General features: G+C 61.3%; 16 protein-coding genes and 1 pseudogene. 9 read left to right on the plus strand and 8 right to left on the minus strand.

What is annotated here, in order from left to right; translation table 11 throughout:
* Positions 1-146: 146 nt before the first annotated feature.
* The 4 genes from ntrC to glnA all read right to left on the minus strand — a co-directional run bounded on the left by ntrC (position 147) and on the right by glnA (position 5,018).
* Entirely contained in the window at positions 147-1,583 is a 1,437-nt protein-coding gene (ntrC, locus tag AC07OF_RS02325; protein ID WP_038615489.1) for a nitrogen regulation protein NR(I), read from the minus strand.
* On the minus strand, positions 1,580-2,665 hold the full coding sequence (gene glnL, locus AC07OF_RS02330; protein ID WP_038615487.1) for a nitrogen regulation protein NR(II): 1,086 nt from the start codon (positions 2,663-2,665) through the stop codon (positions 1,580-1,582). The genes ntrC and glnL overlap by 4 nt, the downstream gene beginning before the upstream one ends.
* 256 nt (positions 2,666-2,921) lie before the next feature.
* On the minus strand, positions 2,922-3,470 hold the full coding sequence (locus AC07OF_RS02335) for a chorismate mutase (protein ID WP_157194522.1): 549 nt from the start codon (positions 3,468-3,470) through the stop codon (positions 2,922-2,924).
* Positions 3,471-3,611: 141 nt separating this feature from the next.
* Positions 3,612-5,018, minus strand: a complete 1,407-nt coding sequence (gene glnA / locus AC07OF_RS02340) for a type I glutamate--ammonia ligase (protein ID WP_038615485.1) — start codon at positions 5,016-5,018, stop codon at positions 3,612-3,614.
* 331 nt (positions 5,019-5,349) lie between these two features.
* Here glnA and thiI point away from each other — a divergent pair, with 331 nt between their 5' ends.
* Together thiI and typA are read left to right on the plus strand one after the other, a co-directional pair.
* Positions 5,350-6,804, plus strand: coding sequence for a tRNA uracil 4-sulfurtransferase ThiI (gene thiI / locus AC07OF_RS02345; protein ID WP_157194521.1), 1,455 nt, complete (start codon positions 5,350-5,352; stop codon positions 6,802-6,804).
* 128 nt (positions 6,805-6,932) lie between these two features.
* The gene (gene typA / locus AC07OF_RS02350; protein ID WP_038615481.1) at positions 6,933-8,756 is read left to right on the plus strand and encodes a translational GTPase TypA; all 1,824 of its coding nucleotides are present in this window, start codon (positions 6,933-6,935) and stop codon (positions 8,754-8,756) included.
* A gap of 143 nt (positions 8,757-8,899) precedes the next feature.
* Here typA and AC07OF_RS02355 read toward each other — a convergent pair whose 3' ends face one another.
* Positions 8,900-9,307, minus strand: coding sequence for a YkgJ family cysteine cluster protein (locus AC07OF_RS02355; protein ID WP_038615479.1), 408 nt, complete (start codon positions 9,305-9,307; stop codon positions 8,900-8,902).
* 199 nt (positions 9,308-9,506) lie between these two features.
* Here AC07OF_RS02355 and AC07OF_RS02360 point away from each other — a divergent pair, with 199 nt between their 5' ends.
* The 3 genes from AC07OF_RS02360 to AC07OF_RS02370 all read left to right on the plus strand — a co-directional run bounded on the left by AC07OF_RS02360 (position 9,507) and on the right by AC07OF_RS02370 (position 13,711).
* Positions 9,507-11,957 (plus strand): glycogen/starch/alpha-glucan phosphorylase, encoded by a 2,451-nt coding sequence (locus AC07OF_RS02360; protein ID WP_157194520.1) that lies wholly within the window; start codon positions 9,507-9,509, stop codon positions 11,955-11,957.
* 143 nt (positions 11,958-12,100) lie between these two features.
* Positions 12,101-13,111 (plus strand): class 1 fructose-bisphosphatase, encoded by a 1,011-nt coding sequence (locus tag AC07OF_RS02365; protein ID WP_136478544.1) that lies wholly within the window; start codon positions 12,101-12,103, stop codon positions 13,109-13,111.
* 3 nt (positions 13,112-13,114) lie between these two features.
* Positions 13,115-13,711 carry a DUF924 family protein gene (locus AC07OF_RS02370; RefSeq protein WP_495072539.1) on the plus strand — a complete coding sequence of 199 codons (597 nt, stop codon included), beginning with the start codon at positions 13,115-13,117 and terminating at the stop codon, positions 13,709-13,711.
* Positions 13,712-13,786: 75 nt separating this feature from the next.
* On the opposite strand, the gene AC07OF_RS02375 is transcribed toward AC07OF_RS02370, so the two are convergent.
* Positions 13,787-14,617 carry a methyl-accepting chemotaxis protein gene (locus AC07OF_RS02375; protein ID WP_410457922.1) on the minus strand — a complete coding sequence of 277 codons (831 nt, stop codon included), beginning with the start codon at positions 14,615-14,617 and terminating at the stop codon, positions 13,787-13,789.
* A 24-nt stretch (positions 14,618-14,641) separates the two neighbouring features.
* Positions 14,642-15,679: pseudogene (locus AC07OF_RS02380) on the minus strand (HAMP domain-containing protein); the annotation flags it as partial.
* Between the two features lie 234 nt (positions 15,680-15,913).
* Between AC07OF_RS02380 and bamE the strand changes: the two are divergent.
* Positions 15,914-16,168 (plus strand): outer membrane protein assembly factor BamE domain-containing protein, encoded by a 255-nt coding sequence (gene bamE / locus AC07OF_RS02385; RefSeq protein ID WP_038615469.1) that lies wholly within the window; start codon positions 15,914-15,916, stop codon positions 16,166-16,168.
* Positions 16,165-16,740, plus strand: a complete 576-nt coding sequence (locus AC07OF_RS02390) for a lipocalin family protein (RefSeq protein WP_495072540.1) — start codon at positions 16,165-16,167, stop codon at positions 16,738-16,740. The genes bamE and AC07OF_RS02390 overlap by 4 nt, the downstream gene beginning before the upstream one ends.
* Before the next feature lie 103 nt (positions 16,741-16,843).
* Here the strand turns inward: AC07OF_RS02390 and AC07OF_RS02395 are convergent, their stop codons facing one another.
* Complete coding sequence (locus tag AC07OF_RS02395; RefSeq protein WP_495072541.1) at positions 16,844-18,208, minus strand: formimidoylglutamate deiminase; 1,365 nt, start codon at positions 18,206-18,208, stop codon at positions 16,844-16,846.
* A 143-nt stretch (positions 18,209-18,351) separates the two neighbouring features.
* On the opposite strand from AC07OF_RS02395, the gene hutC reads away from it, so the two are divergent.
* Together hutC and AC07OF_RS02405 are read left to right on the plus strand one after the other, a co-directional pair.
* A complete protein-coding gene (hutC, locus tag AC07OF_RS02400; RefSeq protein ID WP_167335155.1) occupies positions 18,352-19,062 on the plus strand; it encodes a histidine utilization transcriptional repressor HutC in 711 nt (236 codons plus the stop codon).
* Complete coding sequence (locus tag AC07OF_RS02405; protein WP_495072542.1) at positions 19,059-19,631, plus strand: HutD/Ves family protein; 573 nt, start codon at positions 19,059-19,061, stop codon at positions 19,629-19,631. The genes hutC and AC07OF_RS02405 overlap by 4 nt, the downstream gene beginning before the upstream one ends.
* Positions 19,632-19,743: the final 112 nt, after the last annotated feature.

The raw sequence follows: 19,743 nt of genomic DNA on the forward strand, positions 1-19,743 counted from the left end.
TTACCGGGGATTTGTGCCTTGCTGCGGTGCGTCGAGGCAGATTTCGGTGCATGGCGGTGCGGCCCCTCGCTGGCAAGGCCAGCTCCCACAAGGTACATGTATAGCCATTGTGGGAGCCGGCTTTGCCGGCGAAGAGGCCCTGGAGGTCAGGCCTCGTCGTCGCCGTCTTCTTCGCCACCGGCGACCTTCATCCCCAACTCCTTGATCTTGCGCGTCAGGGTATTGCGCCCCCAGCCGAGCAATACCGCGGCATCGCGACGGCGGCCAGCGGTGTGTTTGAGGGCGATCTCAATCATGATCCGTTCGAAGCTTGGCACGGCGCTGTCGAGCAGGCTGGTTTGGCCGCGGGCCAGGGCCTGGTCGGCCCATTGACGCAGCGCCTGCTCCCAGTTGGTCACTGGCGTGCTGTCCTGCGGCAGGTTGAGCAGTTCTGGCGGCAAGTCACCGATATGCACTTCGCGGCCCGAAGCCATCACCGTGATCCAGCGGCAGGTGTTCTCCAGCTGGCGCACGTTGCCCGGCCACGGCAGGTTGCGCATGAACTCTTCGGTCTCGGGTTTGAGCAGCTTGGGCTCAACCGCCAGCTCCTGAGCGGCGCGGCCGAGGAAGTGCCGGGCCAGGGTCGGGATGTCCTCGCGACGGTCGGCCAGGCGCGGGATATGGATGCGGATCACGTTGAGGCGATGGAACAGGTCTTCACGGAACTTGCCGGCCTGCACCAGGGTTTCCAGATTCTGGTGGGTCGCGGCGATGATGCGTACGTCGACCTTCACCGGCACATGGCCACCGACCCGGTAGAACTCGCCGTCGGCCAGTACCCGCAGCAGACGGGTCTGGGTATCGGCCGGCATGTCGCCGATTTCGTCGAGGAACAGGGTGCCACCATCGGCCTGTTCGAAGCGCCCGCGACGCAGATTGGCGGCGCCGGTAAACGCGCCTTTTTCATGGCCGAACAGCTCCGACTCCATCAGGTCCTTGGGAATCGCCGCCATGTTCAGGGCGATGAACGGTGAGGCTGCCCGTGGACTGTGGCGGTGCAGGGCATGGGCCACCAGTTCTTTACCGGTACCCGACTCGCCGTTGATCAGCACGGTGATGTTGGAGTGGCTGAGGCGACCGATAGCGCGGAACACCTCCTGCATCGCCGGCGCCTCGCCGATGATTTCCGGGGTGCGGGTCAGGCTCGGGGCGATATCCAGGCCCTGTTGCTCCTGGGCGTGCTGGTTGGCGCGCTTGACCAGCGATACCGCCTCATCGACGTCGAACGGTTTGGGCAGGTATTCGAATGCGCCGCCCTGATAGGACGCCACCGCGCTGTCCAGATCCGAGTGGGCGGTCATGATGATCACCGGCAGGCGCGGGTGCTGTTCGCGAATCTGCGCCAGCAGGTCCAGACCGCTGGCCCCGGGCATGCGGATATCGGAGATGATCACGTCCGGCTGCTGCCGGGCCAGGCGGCTCATGACGCCGTCGGCACTGTCGAAACTCTGGGTGGTCATGCCTTCCTGTTGCAGGGCTTTTTCCAGGACCCAGCGGATGGAGCGATCATCGTCGACGATCCAGACGGTTTCACTTCGGCTCATGAGGCGGTGGCTCCTTGTTCCAGCGGCAGAAAGATCGAGAAGGTGGTGTGGCCTGGATGGCTGTCACATTCGATCAGGCCCTGGTGCTGGCTGATGATGTTCTGGGTAATGGCCAGGCCCAGCCCGGTACCGTCCGGACGGCCGCTGACCATGGGGTAGAAGATGGTTTCCTGCAGCTCGCCAGGGATACCCGGACCGTTGTCGATGATCTCGACCTTGGCCACCAGGCGATGGCGGGTATGGCCGATGGTGAACTGACGCATGGCACGGGTGCGCAGGCTGATGCGGCCCAGGCGCAGTTCGTTCTGGCCGCTGATGGCCTGCATGGCGTTGCGCACGATATTGAGTACGGCCTGGATCATCTGCTCGCGGTCGATCAGCACGTCCGGCAGGCTCGGGTCGTAGTCACGCACCAGGGTGATGCCGCCCTGGCTTTCGGCTTCGACCAGGCTGCAGACCCGTTCGAGTACTTCGTGGATGTTGGTCATGGCCAGCGACGGCAGCTTGTTCGAACCGAGCATGCGATCGACCAGGTTGCGCAGGCGGTCCGCCTCTTCAATGATCACATTGGTGTAATCCTTGAGGCTTTCTTCGGGCAGTTCCCGCGAGAGCAGCTGTGCGGCGCCGCGAATCCCGCCCAGCGGGTTCTTGATCTCGTGGGCCAGGCCGCGCACCAGCAACTTGGTGGTTTCCTGCTTGGACAGTTGGGCCTCTTCCTTGGTGATGCGCAGCAGCCGGTCGCGGGGGTGCACCTCAAGCAGCAGCAAGGTGCGGCCACTGCTGAGGATCGGCGTTACCGCATAGTCGACGGTCTGGGTCTGCCCGGTCAGCGAAGTCAGCTGTGCTTCGCGCTTGGTGAACGGGTGCGCGTGTTCCACCGCCTGGCGCAGGGAGTTGAGCGCTTCAGGGGATTCGGTGAACAACTCGCTGATGAATTGCCCATGGCTGCGCTGGCCACTGATGGCCAGGAGCATTTCCGCTGCCGGGTTCATGTACTCAAGGCGCAATTCGGCATTGAGCAGAATGGTGGCAGTGGTCAGGTTGTCCAGTAGCAGTCGGTGCAGGGCATCGCTGATGGTCATGGGGCGTCGGTGACCTCTTTTGGCTCATGACGACCCCGGCTGGGCCAGGGTCGCGGGCGCTGGTTGTCTGCTGGTGAGAAGAAAATGCAAAAAACAAACCAAGGCTCCGAAAAGAAGCGTATTTGCCGGATAAAGACCTGTATTTGCGCTAAATATGGCTACAAAGCCCTGATCTGGCGGTTTTCTTGAACCAAAATGGGCTGATTTGCTTAGGTGCAAGCTATTGCGTGCACCAATATAGAGCATAGAGGAGGATTTACTGCGCGGCGCATAAATGGGCGGTGGCACGGATCAGGGCCAGCGCTCGTTGCGGGCTTGTCTCGCGCTGCTCGATGGCCTGGGCCAGTGCAGGTTGGCAAGGCACCGGGCGGCTGCGGTCGAAGGTCGCCAGCTGGCTGAGCAGGGTGCGTTGCAGACGGTCCAGCTGTGGGCGTAACTGCTTGGCCAGATCGATGCGTGGCGTTTGTGGTGCGCTGCCCGCCGCATGCCAGCGTGACAGCGCGCTGTACTGGAGCAACTTATTGGCTTCGATCTGATCGGTAAAAAACACGGCTGCGCGCTGACTGTCGACGCCCAGGCGCGCGGCTTGAGCCTGGGCGTCGGCGATCACCTGCAGTTCGCGCTCGCTGGCTTGTACCGGCTGGCCCGAGTCCCATTTGTTCAGGGCAACGGCTTCGGCGATATCCAGGCGTTGTTCGACGCTGTCGAGCAATGGCTGCAGCGCGCTGACCGGTGGCGGTGTCGATGTGCAGCCTTGGGCGAGGAGCAGGGGCGTGAACAGCAGGGTAAACAGGGCTGTGCGCATGATGAGGAGTCCTGAACAGAAAAAGACCAGTGTGCCGCGTTGTGAGCGTTAAACCTGTCGGCTGTGACCTATGCATGCGTCAGAAAAAGAAAAGGCCTCCCGAAGGAGGCCTCTCTTTGATGGCGTTACACCGTCACGGAATCAGCAGCTGTAGTACAGCTCGTATTCCAGTGGGTGTACGAAGGTGCGGACCTTGATCTCTTCTTCGCTCTTCAGCTCGATGAAGGCATCGATGAAGTCGTCGGAGAACACGCCGCCCTTGGTCAGGAACGCACGGCCCTTGTCCAGCTCTTCCAGGGCTTCCTTCAGGCTGCCGCAAACCTGCGGGATGTCCTTGGCCTCTTCAGGCGGCAGGTCGTACAGGTTCTTGTCGGCGGCATCGCCTGGGTGGATCTTGTTCTGGATACCGTCGAGGCCGGCCATCAGCAGCGCGGCGAAGGCCAGGTACGGGTTGGCCGACGGGTCCGGGAAGCGCGCTTCGATACGGCGGGCTTTCGGGCTGGAAACGTAAGGGATACGGATCGAAGCGGAACGGTTGCGAGCCGAGTAGGCCAGCATTACCGGCGCTTCGAAGCCTGGCACCAGACGCTTGTAGGAGTTGGTCGACGGGTTGGTGAAGCCGTTCAGGGCCTTACCGTGCTTGATGATACCGCCGATGAAGTACAGGGCAGTGTCGGACAGGCCGGCATAGCCTTCGCCTGCGAAGGTGTTCTTGCCTTCTTTCCAGATCGACATGTGCACGTGCATGCCCGAGCCGTTGTCGCCGTACAGTGGCTTCGGCATGAAGGTGGCAGTGCGGCCGTAAGCGTCGGCAACGTTGTGCACGACGTATTTCAGGGCCATGACTTCGTCAGCTTTCTTCACCAGGGTGTTGAACTTGACGCCGATTTCGTTCTGGCCGGCAGTCGCCACTTCGTGGTGGTGAACTTCGACGGTCTGACCCATTTCTTCCAGTGCGTTGCACATGGCAGTACGGATTTCGTGGTCGTGGTCGAACGGCGGAACCGGGAAGTAACCACCTTTGACGCCTGGACGGTGGCCTTTGTTGCCGCCTTCAACGTCCTGGTCGGACATCCACGAGCCTTGCTCGGAGAAGATCTTGAACATCGAGCCGGAAATGTCCGACTTGAACTTCACTTCGTCGAAGATGAAGAACTCAGGCTCTGGACCGGCGAACACGGTGTCACCGATGCCGGTGCTCTTGAGGTACTCTTCGGCACGCTTGGCGATCGCGCGCGGGTCACGGTCGTAACCCTGCATGCTCGAAGGGTCGACGATGTCGCAGGTCAGGATCAGGGTCGGCTCTTCGGTGAACGGGTCCAGCACGGCGGTTTCGTCGACCGGCATCAGGATCATGTCCGAGGCTTCGATGCCTTTCCAGCCAGCGATGGAGGAACCGTCGAACATCTTGCCGACTTCGAAGAAGTCTTCCTCCAGCGCATCACGGGCCGGCATGGTCACGTGGTGCTGTACGCCCTTGGTGTCAGTGAAGCGCAGATCAATCCATTTAACGTCATGATCTTTGATGAGTTGAACCGACTTCGACATAGTGTCCTCCGGGTGGGGTAGAGCTAGCCTGTGCAGCCCTGGAATTTGGGTGATGCCGGGCGCGAATAGTCGGCCAAGGCAACCTGCATCACAAGGGAGCAAATTGCATGCCAGTGCCCCGGTTTGGAATTTTTGCCCGATTGCCAAGCATTTCAGGGGCGTCAGCCTGAAATATGGGCGGTTTTCTGCACTCATAAGAGGCGTAAATGAAGCGTGATGCCTCATTTTGGTGCGCGGAAAACCTTCTGTAGATTAATTGGTTAAACCTTGAGCAATTTCCGCTATAATCCGCGCCCCACTTTTTTAGTCGGCACCTCGCGCGCTGTATTTCATGAAACTAATCGTAAAAGTCTTCCCAGAGATCACCATCAAGAGCCGCCCGGTTCGCAAACGCTTCATCCGTCAACTGGGCCGCAACATCCGTACCGTGCTCAAGGACCTCGATCCTGCGCTCGCGGTTGACGGTGTCTGGGACAACCTCGAGGTGGTCACCCGCATCGAGGACGAGAAAGTCCTGCGCGAGATGACCGAGCGTCTGACCTGCATGCCGGGCATTGCCCACTTCCTGCAGGTCGACGAGTACCCGCTGGGTGACTTCGACGATATCGTCGCCAAGTGCAAGGCCCACTTCGGCCACCTGCTGGCCGGCAAGCGCTTCGCCGTACGCTGCAAGCGTGGCGGTCACCACGACTTCAGCTCGATGGACGTCGACCGTTATGTCGGCAGCCAGCTGCGTCAGCAGTGCGGCGCCGCCGGTATCGACCTGCGCAACCCCGAGGTCGAGGTGCGCATCGAGGTGCGTGACAAGCGCCTGTACGTGATCCACAACCAGCACAAGGGCATCGGCGGCTACCCGCTGGGCGCGCTGGAGCAGACCCTGGTGCTGATGTCCGGCGGTTTCGACTCCACCGTGGCGGCCTACCAGATGATGCGCCGCGGTCTGATGACCCACTTCTGCTTCTTCAACCTCGGCGGCCGCGCCCACGAGCTGGGGGTGATGGAAGTCGCCCACTTCCTGTGGAAGAAATACGGCAGCAGCCAGCGCGTGCTGTTCGTCAGCGTGCCGTTCGAAGAAGTGGTCGGCGAGATTCTCGGCAAGGTCGACAACAGCTACATGGGCGTGACCCTCAAGCGCATGATGCTGCGCGCGGCGACCAATATTGCCGACCGTCTCGAGATCGATGCGCTGGTCACCGGCGAAGCGATCTCCCAGGTGTCGAGCCAGACCCTGCCGAACCTGGCGGTGATCGACTCGGCCACCGAGAAGCTGGTGCTGCGCCCGCTGCTGGCCAGCCACAAGCAGGACATCATCGACCAGGCCAACCAGATCGGCACTGCCGAGTTCGCCAAGCACATGCCTGAATACTGCGGCGTGATTTCGGTGAACCCGACCACCTGCGCCAAGCGTCACCGCGTCGACCATGAAGAGAAGCAGTTCGACATGGCCGTGCTTGAGCGTGCCCTGGAGCGTGCTCGCCTGATCTCCATCGACCATGTGATCGATGAACTCAGCCAGGATATTCAGATCGAAGAAGTCAGCCAGGCGCTGGCCGGGCAAGTGGTGATCGACATTCGTCACCCTGATGCCCAGGAAGACCAGCCCCTGGAACTGGACGGCATCGAGGTCAAGGCCTTGCCGTTCTACGCCCTGAACAGTCGCTTCAAGGAACTGGACGCTACGCGCCAGTACCTGCTGTATTGCGACAAGGGTGTGATGAGTCGCCTGCATGCCCATCATTTGCTCAGTGAGGGACATGCCAATGTGCGCGTTTATCGTCCGACATAAAACGCCGGGGCTATATGGCGGGAGCATCCGCCATCGCCCCCCCGACCTGCGGGCCCGTTGAGCGCCATTCATTCATATTCGCCGCCTAGACTGGGCGGCAACCCGAATCCTCTGATCGAGATACACACGTGATCGAAAATCTGCGTAACATCGCCATCATCGCCCACGTTGACCATGGTAAAACCACCCTGGTCGACAAACTCCTGCGTCAGTCCGGCACTCTGGAGCGTAACGAGCTCAACGACGAGCGCGTCATGGACTCCAACGACCAGGAAAAAGAGCGCGGTATTACCATTCTGGCGAAAAACACCGCCATCAACTGGAACGGCTACCACATCAACATCGTCGACACCCCCGGCCACGCCGACTTCGGTGGCGAGGTTGAGCGTGTAATGTCGATGGTTGACTCCGTGCTGCTGCTGGTCGACGCCCAAGACGGCCCTATGCCGCAAACCCGTTTCGTGACCAAGAAGGCTTTCGAAGCCGGCCTGCGTCCAATCGTCGTTATCAACAAGGTTGACCGTCCGGGCGCGCGTCCTGACTGGGTTCTGGACCAGATCTTCGACCTGTTCGACAACCTCGGTGCTACCGAAGAACAGCTGGACTTCAAAGTCGTCTACGCCTCGGCCCTGAACGGCATTGCCGGTCTGGACCACACCGAAATGGCCGAAGACATGACCCCGCTGTACCAGTCGATCATCGACAACGTTCCAGCGCCAGCTGTTGACCGTGACGGTCCGTTCCAGATGCAGATTTCGGCACTGGACTACAACAGCTTCCTCGGTGTTATCGGCGTTGGCCGTATCGCCCGTGGTCGCGTCAAGCCGAACACCCCGGTTGTCGCTATCGACGTCGACGGCAAGAAGCGCAACGGCCGTATCCTCAAGCTGATGGGTCACCACGGTCTGCACCGCGTTGACGTCGAAGAAGCCCAGGCTGGCGACATCGTCTGCATCAGCGGTTTCGACGAGCTGTTCATCTCCGACACCCTGTGCTCCCCGGACGCAGTCGAAGCGATGAAGCCGCTGACCGTTGACGAGCCAACCGTTTCGATGACCTTCCAGGTCAACGATTCGCCGTTCTGCGGTAAAGAAGGCAAGTTCGTGACTTCCCGTAACATCAAGGAACGTCTGGACAAAGAGCTGCTGTACAACGTTGCACTGCGCGTTGAAGAAGGCGACTCGGCTGACAAGTTCAAGGTTTCCGGCCGTGGTGAGCTGCACCTGTCGGTTCTGATCGAAACCATGCGTCGCGAAGGCTTCGAAATGGGCGTTGGTCGTCCGGAAGTGATCATCCGCGAAATCGACGGCGTCAAGCACGAACCGTTCGAGAACGTGACCATCGACATCCCTGAAGATTCGCAGGGCAAGGTCATGGAAGAAATGGGTCTGCGTAAAGGCGACCTGACCAACATGGTTCCGGATGGCAAGGGCCGTGTACGTCTGGAATACAACATTCCAGCCCGTGGTCTGATCGGTTTCCGTAACCAGTTCCTGACCCTGACCAACGGTGCAGGCATCCTGACCTCGATCTTCGATCGCTATGCTCCAATGAAGTCCGGCCACATGTCCGGTCGTCAGAACGGCGTACTGGTATCGGTAGAGACCGGCAAGGCACTGACCTACTCGCTGGAAACCCTGCAGGCTCGCGGCAAGCTGTTCGTTGAGCACGGTCAGGAGATCTACAACGGTCAGATCGTTGGTCTGAACAGCCGTGACAACGACCTGGGCGTCAACCCTACCAAGGGCAAGAAGCTCGACAACATGCGTGCTTCGGGTAAAGACGAAACCATCGCTCTGGTTCCACCTGTTCGCTTCACCCTGGAACAGGCTCTGGAATTCATCCAGGACGACGAGCTGTGCGAAGTGACTCCTAAGTCGATCCGTCTGCGTAAGAAGATCCTCGACGAAGGCGAGCGTACCCGCGCTGCCAAGAAAGCCAAGGCTAACTAAGCCCGGCTGAAACGAAAACGCCCCCGGTCGCAAGGCCGGGGGCGTTTTTGTTTGTGCGCTCGGGGCGCGCTGCGCACGCCAATCGCCGGCAAGGCCAGCTCCCACAAGGGCATGTGTGGGAGCCGGCCTTGCCGGCGATGCTTTTAGCGGCGCGCTGCTGGCTTGGGAATGTAGGCGCAATACCCTGGACGCGGTCCGATCCGCGGGTGATTACGGCAGGTGTCCGGGCGCTTGTCATAAATGGTGCACATGCGGCTTTTACGATCCAGATAGAGGCAATCGTCGTTGCTCATCTGCGCCAGGGTGAAGATCCCCGACTTCTGGTTGAAGCGCTGGATGATCCCGTCCTTCTGCAAGCGCTTGGCAATGTTCTTCGGCGGCTCGCCCACTTCGAACTCATCCACCACGCCCATGCGGATCAGGTCTTTGATTTTCACTTCCGTCGGCAAGGTGCAGCAGGTCGAGTTGCAGCCTCCGCACATATGGCTTTGGTACTTCTGCCAGGTTTCCAGGCGGTCGACTTCGGCGGCGGCAATCAGGGTCGGTTTCATCAGGTTCAGGTTTTAGATGTTCGGGTGGGCGCGCGATCATACCGGAGTTGGTCAAAATGTGAACAACCATTTGCCGGTTCCGCCAGCCATGGCCGCTGTTTTTACGCAGAAACTCCCGAACCTGCGCTTTCGCTCTGTGTCGAACGGTCTAGGCTGAGAAATCTCCATCCGCATTCGTCAACCTGGTCGAGGACGTCGCATGTCTCAGGAACCACTCGCTCGTGACGCAGAGGTGGCCGCTTTTCGCACCGCTGTACTGGACAAATTGACCTACGCGGTCGGCAAAGACCCGGAACACGCCTTCGACCATGACTGGTTCGAAGCCATTGCCCTGGCAGCCCGTGATCATATGGTCGATCACTGGATGGACCACACCCGGCAGATTTATCGCAAGAGCCAGAAGCGGGTGTACTACCTGTCGCTGGAATTTCTCATCGGCCGCTTGCTGTACGACAGCTTGAGCAATCTGGGCTTGCTGGACATCGCCCGCGAGGCGCTCAGTGGCCTGGATGTCGATCTGGAGCGCATTCGCCTGCTGGAGCCCGATGCGGCCCTGGGCAACGGTGGTCTCGGGCGGCTGGCTGCCTGTTTCATGGAGAGCATGTCGACGCTGGGGATTGCCGCCCATGGTTACGGCATTCGCTACGAGCACGGCCTGTTCCGCCAGGCGGTGGTCGATGGCTGGCAGCAGGAGCAGACCGAGAACTGGCTGGATTTCGGCAACCCCTGGGAGTTCGAGCGGGCCGAGGTGATCTATCCGATCAGCTTTGGTGGCAGCGTCGAAACCGTGCATGACGCCAATGGCCAGCAACGCCAGGTGTGGTCGCCGGCCGAGACCGTACGGGCGGTCGCCTATGACACGCCGGTGGTCGGCTGGCGTGGCGCCAGCGTCAACACCTTGCGCCTGTGGCGGGCACGGGCGCTGGAAGAACTGCATCTGGAACGCTTCAACGCCGGTGACCACCTGGGCGCGGTGGCCGAGGTGGCCCGCGCCGAAAGTATCTCGCGGGTGCTGTACCCGGCCGACAGCACCGAGGCCGGCCAGGAACTGCGTCTGCGCCAGGAGTATTTCTTCGTCTGCGCCTCGCTGCAGGATCTGCTGCGTCGCCACCTGAACATGCACGACAGTCTGCTCAACCTGCATGAGTCTGCGGCGATCCAGCTCAACGACACCCACCCCTCGATTGCCGTGGCCGAGTTGATGCGTCTGCTGGTCGATCAGCACGAGGTGCCGTGGGACACGGCCTGGCAACTGACCGTCGATACCCTGGCATACACCAATCACACGCTGCTGCCCGAGGCTCTGGAAACCTGGCCGGTCAGCCTGATGGAGCGCATGCTGCCGCGGCACATGCAGATCATCTACCTGATCAACGCGTTTCACATTGATGCCCTGCGGGCCAAGGGCATCCATGATTTTGACGTGCTGCGCGCGGTGTCGCTGATCGAGGAAGACAACGGCAGGCGTGTGCGCATGGGCAACCTGGCGTTTCTCGGCTCGCACAGCGTCAATGGCGTGTCGGCGTTGCACAGCAAGCTGATGCGCAGCACGGTATTCGCTGAACTGCACAAGCTCTACCCGGAGCGGATCAACAACAAGACCAACGGCATCACCTTCCGCCGCTGGCTGTATCAGGCCAATCCGCAGCTGACCGGCATGCTGGTCGAGGCGCTGGGTAAAGACGTGCTCGACAACCCGCAAGGCCGTCTGCGCGATCTCGACCCGTTTGCCGACAAGGCAGCGTTCCGCAAACAGTTCGCCGAGCAACGGCTGCACAGCAAGAAAGCCCTGGCCAGCCTGATCCAGGAGCGCCTGGGTATTACCGTCAACCCGCAAGCGATGTTCGATGTGCAGGTCAAACGCATCCACGAATACAAGCGCCAGTTGCTCAACCTGCTGCACACCGTGGCCTTGTACCAGGCGATACGCGCCGAGCCCGGTACCAACTGGGCACCGCGGGTGAAGATTTTCGCCGGCAAGGCGGCGGCCAGCTACCACCAGGCCAAGTTGATCATCAAACTGAGCAACGACATCGCCCGGGTGGTGAACAACGACCCGACCGTGCGCGGCCTGCTCAAGGTGGTGTTCCTGCCCAACTACAACGTCAGCCTGGCGGAAAGCATCATCCCGGCGGCCGATCTTTCCGAGCAGATCTCCACCGCCGGTTACGAAGCCTCCGGCACCAGCAACATGAAGTTCGGGCTCAATGGCGCCCTGACCATCGGCACCCTGGACGGTGCCAACGTTGAGATGTGCGAGCAGGTTGGTGCCGAGAACATGTTCATCTTCGGCCTGACCGCGCAGCAGGTGGAGGCGCGTAAACGCAGTGGCGACTTTGGTGCCCATACCGCGATCAGCGCCTCGTACCGGCTCAACGACGTGCTCCAGGCCATTCGCAGCGGCGTGTTCTCCCCGGATGATCCGGCCCGTTACGTAGGGCTGGTGGACTCGCTGGTGGCCCACGACCGCTTCCTGGTCTGCGCCGACTTCGATGCCTACTGGGACGCTCAGCTGCGCGTCGAAGCGCTCTGGCACGATCCCAAGCAGTGGTGGCGCATCGCAGTGCTCAACACCGCGCGCATGGGCTGGTTTTCCTCGGACCGGACCATTCGCGAGTACGCCACGCAGATCTGGAAAGCCCTCGACTAAGCTGTGCATGACGGCCCGGGAGCGGTGAACTCTCGGGCCAAACTGCCGTCTGATCGGGCAAGCGTGTCGGATAGCTCGCTAGCGCTGCACTCTCCCTGTAAACTGCGGGGGTTTTTACTACCCCCCATCCTTCGGAGCCATACATGTCCCGCGTTACCCTGAGTCGCTATTTGATTGAGCAGACCCGCAGCAACAGTACCCCTGCCGATCTGCGCTTCCTGATCGAAGTGGTGGCGCGTGCGTGCAAGGAGATCAGCCATAACGTTTCCAAGGGCGCCCTGGGCGGTGTTCTGGGCAGCATGGGCACTGAAAACGTGCAGGGCGAAGTCCAGAAGAAACTGGACGTGATTTCCAACGACATCCTGCTCGAAGCCAACGAGTGGGGCGGTCACCTGGCCGGCATGGCGTCCGAAGAAATGGACAACGCCTACCAGATCCCGGGCAAATACCCGAAAGGCGCCTACCTGCTGGTATTCGACCCACTGGACGGTTCGTCGAACATCGACGTCAACGTGTCGGTCGGCACCATCTTCTCGGTACTGCGTTGCCCTAACGAGTACCTGAGCCAGAACGAAAGCCTCAACGAACAGGCCTTCCTGCAGCCAGGCACCAAGCAGGTTGCCGCCGGTTACGCGATCTATGGTCCGCAGACCATGCTGATCCTGACCCTGGGCAACGGCGTCAAAGGCTTCACCCTGGACCGCGAGCTGGGCAGCTTCGTTCTGACCCACGAGAACATCCAGGTACCGGAAACCACCGCCGAATTCGCCATCAACATGTCCAACCAGCGTCACTGGGAAGAGCCGGTAACCCGCTATGTGGGCGAACTGCTGGCCGGTGAGACCGGTCCGCTGAAAAAGAACTACAACATGCGCTGGATCGCCTCGATGGTTGCTGATGTGCATCGCATCCTGACCCGTGGCGGCCTGTTCATGTACCCGCGTGACGCGCGCGAGCCGTCCAAGCCGGGCAAGCTGCGTCTGATGTACGAAGCCAACCCGATGTCGTTCATCATCGAACAGGCTGGCGGTGCTTCCACCGACGGCAAACAGCGCATCCTCGACATCCAGCCCGAGAGCCTGCACCAGCGCGTGGCAGTGTTCCTCGGCTCCAAGCAGGAAGTCGAGCGCGTTACCGGTTATCACCAGGAGTAAGTCATGCTCGCACCTTGGCAGCCGTTACTGGAGTGGTGGTTCGGATGGGGCACCAGCCCTCAGGACGTCGCTGACGAGAAGAGTACGCTGTGGTTCGGCAAGCACCACGACGTCGAGGCGCAAGAGCGCTTCGGCGATCTGGTTGCCCAGGCACTCGCGGGCGGACTGGACGAGTGGCTGCAAAGCCCGCAGGGCTGGCTGGGCCTGGTTCTGCTGCTCGACCAGTTGCCACGCATGATCCACCGCGACACGCCGCATGCCTTCGATGGCGACCGGCGTGCCCAGGTCCTGGTGATGCAGGGCCTGGACAAGGCCTGGGATTATCAACTGCTGCCGATCCAGCGGGTGTTCATCCTGCTGGTGCTGGAGCATGCCGAAGTGCTCGACTGGCAGAACATCAGTGTCGAATGTTATCAGCTGTTGCTCGATGCGCAGCCGGACAGCGACCGACGCTTGTTCGAAGGCTTTCTCGACTATGCCGAGCAGCATCAGCGGGTGATTGCCCGTTTTGGCCGCTTTCCGCATCGCAATCTGCTGCTGAATCGGCCGAGTACCGATGAAGAGATGGATTTTCTGCTGGAACCCGGCTCGCGGTTTTGAGTTGAATTCAATCGCGGGGCAAGCCCGCTCCCACCGATCCTGTGGGAGCGGGCTTGCCCCGCGATAAATTTCAGATCAGATCCTGAAACTCCCCACCAACTGCTTCAAGCGGCTGGCCTGATTCTCCAGGTCATTGCAGGCCCGCAAGGTCGCTTGCAGGTTCTCCACGCCTTCCTGATTCAGCGTATTGATCTCGGTGATGTCGACATTGATCGACTCGACCACGGCCGTCTGCTCTTCGGTTGCGGTGGCCACCGACTGGTTCATGCCGTCGATCTCACCGATACGCTGGGTCACGCTGCCCAGGCGTTCACCGGCCTGGTTGGCAATGCCGACGCTGTGCTGGCTGTGGCTCTGGCTTTCGGTCATGGTGCTGACCGCGACGCGGGCGCCGGCCTGGAGCTCTTCGATGATGCGCTGCACCTGTTGCGCCGAATCCTGGGTGCGGTGGGCCAGGTTGCGCACCTCATCGGCCACCACTGCGAAGCCGCGCCCGGCCTCACCGGCACGCGCCGCTTCGATGGCGGCATTGAGCGCCAGCAGGTTGGTCTGTTGGGAAATGCCGCTGATCACTTCGAGGATCTGGCCAATGTTCACCGTGTTGGCGTTCAGTGTCTCGATGTTGTCGCACGAGTCGCTGATCCTGGTCGACAGCTGGTTCATCACCTCGATGGTCTGCTCGACCACCTGCTGACCTTCTGCAGCCAGGTTGCGTGCGTCGCTGGAATGCTGCGAGGCGAGGGCAGCGTTCTGGGCGATCTCCTGGGCGGCGGCGCCGAGCTGGTTGATGGCTGCGGCAACACTGCTGGTGCGGCTCGATTGCTGGTCGGCGTTATGGATCGAGGCATTCGAGGCGCTGATGACGCGCAAGGCCACTTCGTTGACCTGGCCGGTGGCCGAGGACACCTCACGGATCGACTCGTGAATGCGTTCGACGAAGCGGTTGAACGACTGGCCGAGGCTGCCGAATTCGTCCTGGGCGTGAATGCGCAGGCGGCGGGTCAGGTCGCCTTCACCTTCGGCGATGTCATGCATCGCCCGGCCCATGACGTGCAGCGGTTCCATCAGCACGCGGATCAACAGGCCCAGCAAGGCGATGATGATCAGCACCGCAATCACCGTGGCAACAATCGCCGAGGTACGCAGTTCGCTGAGCATGGCGAAGGCAAAATCCTGGTCGAGCACCAGCGCCACATACCAGTCGGCAGAGGGCACGCCATTGACCTTGGTGAAGGTGATGAACTGCTGCTGACCTCCCTGTTCAGCCTCCTTGAGACCGCTGCCGATCTGCGGGGTGTTCTTCGGGTAGGCTTCGCTGAGGTTTTTCAGCACCAGCTTGCTGTCGGGGTGGACCAGGATCTTGCCGTCGCCGTTGACGATGAAGGCCTGGCCGTGACCGTCGAAGTTCAGCGCATTGATGATTGCGCTGATGCTGTCCAGGTCGGTGTCGGCACCGTTGACGCCGATCAGCCGGCCTTGATGCTGCACCGGCGTGGCCAGGGTGATCACCAGCTTGTTGGCGGAAGTCGAAATGTACGGTTCGGTGACGATGGTCTGGCCGGCGCTGCTGGCAGCCTTGTACCAGCCGCGTACGCGTGGATCGTAATCGGCAGGGCGGCTGCCCAGGGGGACAGACTGCATGTAGCCATCCTGGCCGCCGAAATAGGTCAGGAGGAAATTGTTGCCGTACACCGGCAGGTTGAGGCTGCGGGTCAGGCTGTCCTTGCCGGCGCCATCGACGGCCACTTGCTGAGACAGCGACTGCAGGATCTGGAGGCGGCTTTGCAGCCAGGTCTGGATATTACTGCTGGTCAGGTTGCCGAGCTCCTGCATGGAGGCCTCGGTATTGCTGCGCAGGGTCTGGCGCTGGCGGTAATCGTTGAACAGGACAAAGCAGGTAAAGGCGACAGCGACCACCAGAGCGGCGGCGAGCAGAATCTTGTGGCTGAACTTCAGGTTTTTTGTCATTGCGGGTCTGTCTGCACAAGGCGGGTCAACGGGGAGGGCGCGGCAATACGTCGCAGCGCGCCCCTGTGTCGTCCGCTTTGGGCAAAAGATTAATGCGCAAGTGGCGCAATACGACCAAAGGCAGTGATTTGACGTCAGGAAAGCGCTGAAGGCGGGGAACCAGACGCGGTTTTACCCTTCTAAGCTGTCGGTAGGCCACCGTGCCTGCACCCTCATGTCCAGGAGTGACCTTTCATGTCGTTGCGTTCCCTCGCCTTGTTGTCCTTGTGCGTGTTTCTGACTGCGTGCAACAAAATCAACCAGGAAAACTATTCACAGCTCAAGGCTGGCATGGCCAAGGCCGAGGTCGAAAAACTGCTCGGCACGCCCAAGGAGTGCTCCGGCGCACTGGGCATGTCCAGTTGCACCTGGGGTGACGAGAAGAGCTTTATCAGCGTGCAATACGCCGCCGACAAAGTGCTGATGTACTCAGGACAGGGGCTCAAATGAAACCGCTACACCTGCTGCTGGCCCTGTGTATCGGCCTGATCCTGGGCGGCTGTGCCAGTTCGGGCACCGGGCCGATTCCGCCGAAGACGGTCGATAGCGTCGACTTCAAGCGTTACCAGGGCAAGTGGTTTGAACTGGCGCGCCTGCCGATGTTTTTCCAGCGCGACTGCGCCCAGTCCGAGGCTCATTACAACCTCAAGCCTGATGGCTCGGTCGGGGTACTGAACCGCTGCCAGACCCTTGAAGGTGAGTGGCAGGAAGCCAGCGGCAACGCCACGCCACAGGTGCCCGGCAAGACCGACAAGCTCTGGGTGGAGTTCGACAACTGGTTCTCGACGGTGCTGCCGGGGGTAACCAGGGGCGAATACTGGGTGCTGTATGTCGGTGACGACTACCAGACCGCGCTGGTCGGCAACCCGGATCGCAAATACCTGTGGATACTTTCGCGCAAGCCGACGGTGCCGGCCTGGCAGCGGGAAAGCCTGCTGGCCAAAGCGCGTCAGCAGGGTTATGACACCAACCGCCTGATCTGGCGGGTGGCGGACAAGGACATGCTTGCGCACACGCCTTGAGGGCCTCATCGCCGGCAAGGCCGGCTCCCACAGTAGTTCAAGTGATGATCACAATCCCTGTGGGAGCTGGCGTTGCCAGCGATAGCCGCACCTCGATTTCGGATCAGCCCAGCAGGCTGCGCAGCACCCCGGTAAACTCCCGTGCGCTGTCTTCTTCCTGGGCATGCCGCCCCTGACGTACTACCCACTGGCCGTTGACCATCACATCCCGCACCTGACGATCCCCTCCGGCGAACAACCAGCGGTTGAGAATGCCGTCCTCGCTGGCGGTAGCCAGATATGGATCGTTGCCATCGAGCACCAGCCAATCCGCCCGCTTGCCTACCGCCAGCTCGCCAATCGGCTGCCCCAGTGCCTGCGCGCCGCCGCTTAACGCCGCGTCATACAAGGTCCGCCCGACCATCGGTTGGTCGCCGCGATAGAGGCGGTTGCGCCGCTGGTCACGCAGGCGCTGGCCGTATTCCAGCCAGCGCAGCTCCTCGACCACGCTCAGCGACACATGGCTGTCGGAGCCAATCCCCAGGCGACCGCCCTGGGCCAGGTAGTCCACCGCCGGGAAGATGCCGTCGCCGAGGTTGGCTTCGGTGGTCAGGCACAGGCCGGCGATTGCACCGCTGCGGGCCATCAGCGCGACTTCATCGGGCTCGGCATGGGTGGCGTGGACCAGGCACCAGCGCTGATCGACTTCGGTGTTTTCGTACAGCCATTGCAGCGGACGGCGTCCGCTCCAGGCCAGGCAGTCGTCGACTTCCTTCTGTTGCTCGGCGATATGGATATGCACCGGGCAGGCCTTGTCGCTGGCGGCCATAACCTCGGCGATCTGCTCCGGGGTGACCGCGCGCAGGGAGTGGAAGCACAGGCCCAGCGCTTGCGCCGGCTGCCTGGCCAGTTGCGGCGCGAGGCGTGACTGCAGATTCAGGTACTGTTCGGTGCTGTTGATAAAGCGGCGCTGGCCTTCATTGGGCGCCTGGCCGCCAAAACCGGAGTGGCTGTACAGCACCGGCAACAAGGTCAGGCCGATGCCACTGGCACTGGCGGCCTGACTGATGCGCAAGGACAACTCGGCCGGATCGGCATAGGCCTGGCCCTCGCTGTCATGATGCACATAGTGGAATTCGGCGACCGAGGTGTAACCGGCCTTGAGCATTTCGATGTACAGCTGACGGGCGATGACCTGCAACTGCTCGGGGCTGATCTTGCCGACCAGGCGGTACATCAGCTCGCGCCAGGTCCAGAAGCTGTCATTGGGATTGCCAGCCACTTCGGCCAGCCCGGCCATGGCGCGCTGGAACGCATGCGAGTGCAGGTTGGGCATGCCTGGCAGCAGCGGACCGGCCAGACGCTCGGCGCCTTCAGCCGAGCCACCGGTCTGGATGCTGGCCAGCAGGCCATCGGCGCCGACCTCGATTCGGACGTTTTCGGCCCAGCCCGTAGGCAGCAGAGCGCGCTCGGCAAAGAAGACGGACATCGACGCAACACCTCATTGTGATTATTTGTATATACATATACAGACGTTTGCCTGCTGGGTAAACTCCGGCAAGCTACCGTTCATTCAACCGAACAAGGACATTTTCCGTGCCGACACCTCCTGTCTCCGCGCTGGTTGCCCAGATGGGCGAGGGGCCGGCGCCGCTGTACGCCCGGGTCAAGCAGATGATTGCCCAGCAGATCCAGAATGGCAGCTGGCCGCCGCACCATCGGGTGCCGTCGGAAAGCGAGCTGGTCAGCCAGCTGGGCTTCAGCCGCATGACCATCAACCGCGCCTTGCGCGAACTGACCGCCGAGGGGCTGTTGGTGCGCATGCAGGGCGTCGGTACCTTCGTTGCCGAGCCCAAGACCCGCTCGGCGCTGTTCGAGGTCAACAACATTGCCGATGAGATCGCCGCCCGCGGCCATCAACACACGTGCAAGGTGATCACCCTCGCCGAGGAAACTGCCGGCTCCGAGCGTGCCCTGGCCCTGGACATGCGCGAAGGCCAGCGGGTGTTCCATTCGCTGATCGTGCATTACGAAAACGGTATTGCCGTGCAGATCGAAGACCGCTTCGTCAACGCGCAGATCGCCCCGGACTACCTCAAGCAGGACTTCACCCAACAGACGCCATACGCCTATCTGTCCCAGGTGGCGCCGCTGACCGAAGGCGAGCATGTGGTCGAGGCGATCCTCGCCGAGCCAGAAGAGTGCCGTCTGTTGCAAATCGAACAAGGCGAGCCCTGCCTGCTGATCCGTCGCCGCACCTGGTCGGGACGCCAGCCAGTGACTGCCGCTCGTCTGATTCATCCCGGTTCCCGTCATCGTCTGGAAGGACGCTTCAGCAAATGAGCCAGTTGCAGGTTTTACGCGCCAAAGACTACCCCCGCATGCCGTGGAAGAACGGCGGCGGCAGTACCGAAGAAATCACCCGCGATGCCGGCGAAGGCCTGGATGGCTTCGGCTGGCGACTGTCGATAGCCGATATCGCCGAGTCGGGCGGGTTTTCCAGTTTCGCCGGGTATCAGCGGATCATCACCGTGCTTGAAGGCGAGGGCATGCGTTTGCAGGTCGATGGCCAGGCCACCCGGCCGCTGTTGCCTTACGATGCCTTTGCTTTCAATGGCGAAAGCCAGGTCAGCTGCACCTTGCTCGGTGGTTCGATTCGCGATTTCAACCTGATCTATGCCCCCGAACGTTACCGTGCGCGCCTGCAATGGCTGGATGGCAGCCAGCGGGTGTTCAGCTCGGCCTCGACGTTGTTGCTGTTCGCTGCCGCTTCCCAGGTGGAGGTAACGCTGACCGGGCAGGGCGAGCACCGGCTCGGCCGCTACGACTGCTTGCAGTTGCAAGGCAACGATAGCCTGCAGACCTTGAATGTGCAGGGCCGTTGCTGCCTGATCGAGCTGACGCCGCACTGAAATCGTTACGCCTCGGCCGGGCACTTCGGCCGAGGCTGTTACCGATTGTCCCAAAGTGGTGCAACGCCACTGGTCGGCTTCACTTCACCGTTTATCCCCTGAAAAATATTTT

The organism is Pseudomonas sp. GW821-FHT10B02 (assembly GCF_059415665.1).

Excerpts from the sequence above, each read along its gene's own strand:
- ntrC (WP_038615489.1), bottom strand. The coding sequence starts at position 1,583 with ATGAGCCGAAGTGAAACCGTCTGGATCGTCGACGATGATCGCTCCATC.
- glnL (WP_038615487.1), bottom strand. The coding sequence starts at position 2,665 with ATGACCATCAGCGATGCCCTGCACCGACTGCTACTGGACAACCTGACC.
- AC07OF_RS02335 (WP_157194522.1), bottom strand. The coding sequence starts at position 3,470 with ATGCGCACAGCCCTGTTTACCCTGCTGTTCACGCCCCTGCTCCTCGCC.
- glnA (WP_038615485.1), bottom strand. The coding sequence starts at position 5,018 with ATGTCGAAGTCGGTTCAACTCATCAAAGATCATGACGTTAAATGGATT.
- thiI (WP_157194521.1), top strand. The coding sequence starts at position 5,350 with ATGAAACTAATCGTAAAAGTCTTCCCAGAGATCACCATCAAGAGCCGC.
- AC07OF_RS02355 (WP_038615479.1), bottom strand. The coding sequence starts at position 9,307 with ATGAAACCGACCCTGATTGCCGCCGCCGAAGTCGACCGCCTGGAAACC.
- AC07OF_RS02360 (WP_157194520.1), top strand. The coding sequence starts at position 9,507 with ATGTCTCAGGAACCACTCGCTCGTGACGCAGAGGTGGCCGCTTTTCGC.
- AC07OF_RS02365 (WP_136478544.1), top strand. The coding sequence starts at position 12,101 with ATGTCCCGCGTTACCCTGAGTCGCTATTTGATTGAGCAGACCCGCAGC.
- AC07OF_RS02370 (WP_495072539.1), top strand. The coding sequence starts at position 13,115 with ATGCTCGCACCTTGGCAGCCGTTACTGGAGTGGTGGTTCGGATGGGGC.
- bamE (WP_038615469.1), top strand. The coding sequence starts at position 15,914 with ATGTCGTTGCGTTCCCTCGCCTTGTTGTCCTTGTGCGTGTTTCTGACT.
- AC07OF_RS02390 (WP_495072540.1), top strand. The coding sequence starts at position 16,165 with ATGAAACCGCTACACCTGCTGCTGGCCCTGTGTATCGGCCTGATCCTG.
- AC07OF_RS02395 (WP_495072541.1), bottom strand. The coding sequence starts at position 18,208 with ATGTCCGTCTTCTTTGCCGAGCGCGCTCTGCTGCCTACGGGCTGGGCC.
- hutC (WP_167335155.1), top strand. The coding sequence starts at position 18,352 with ATGGGCGAGGGGCCGGCGCCGCTGTACGCCCGGGTCAAGCAGATGATT.
- AC07OF_RS02405 (WP_495072542.1), top strand. The coding sequence starts at position 19,059 with ATGAGCCAGTTGCAGGTTTTACGCGCCAAAGACTACCCCCGCATGCCG.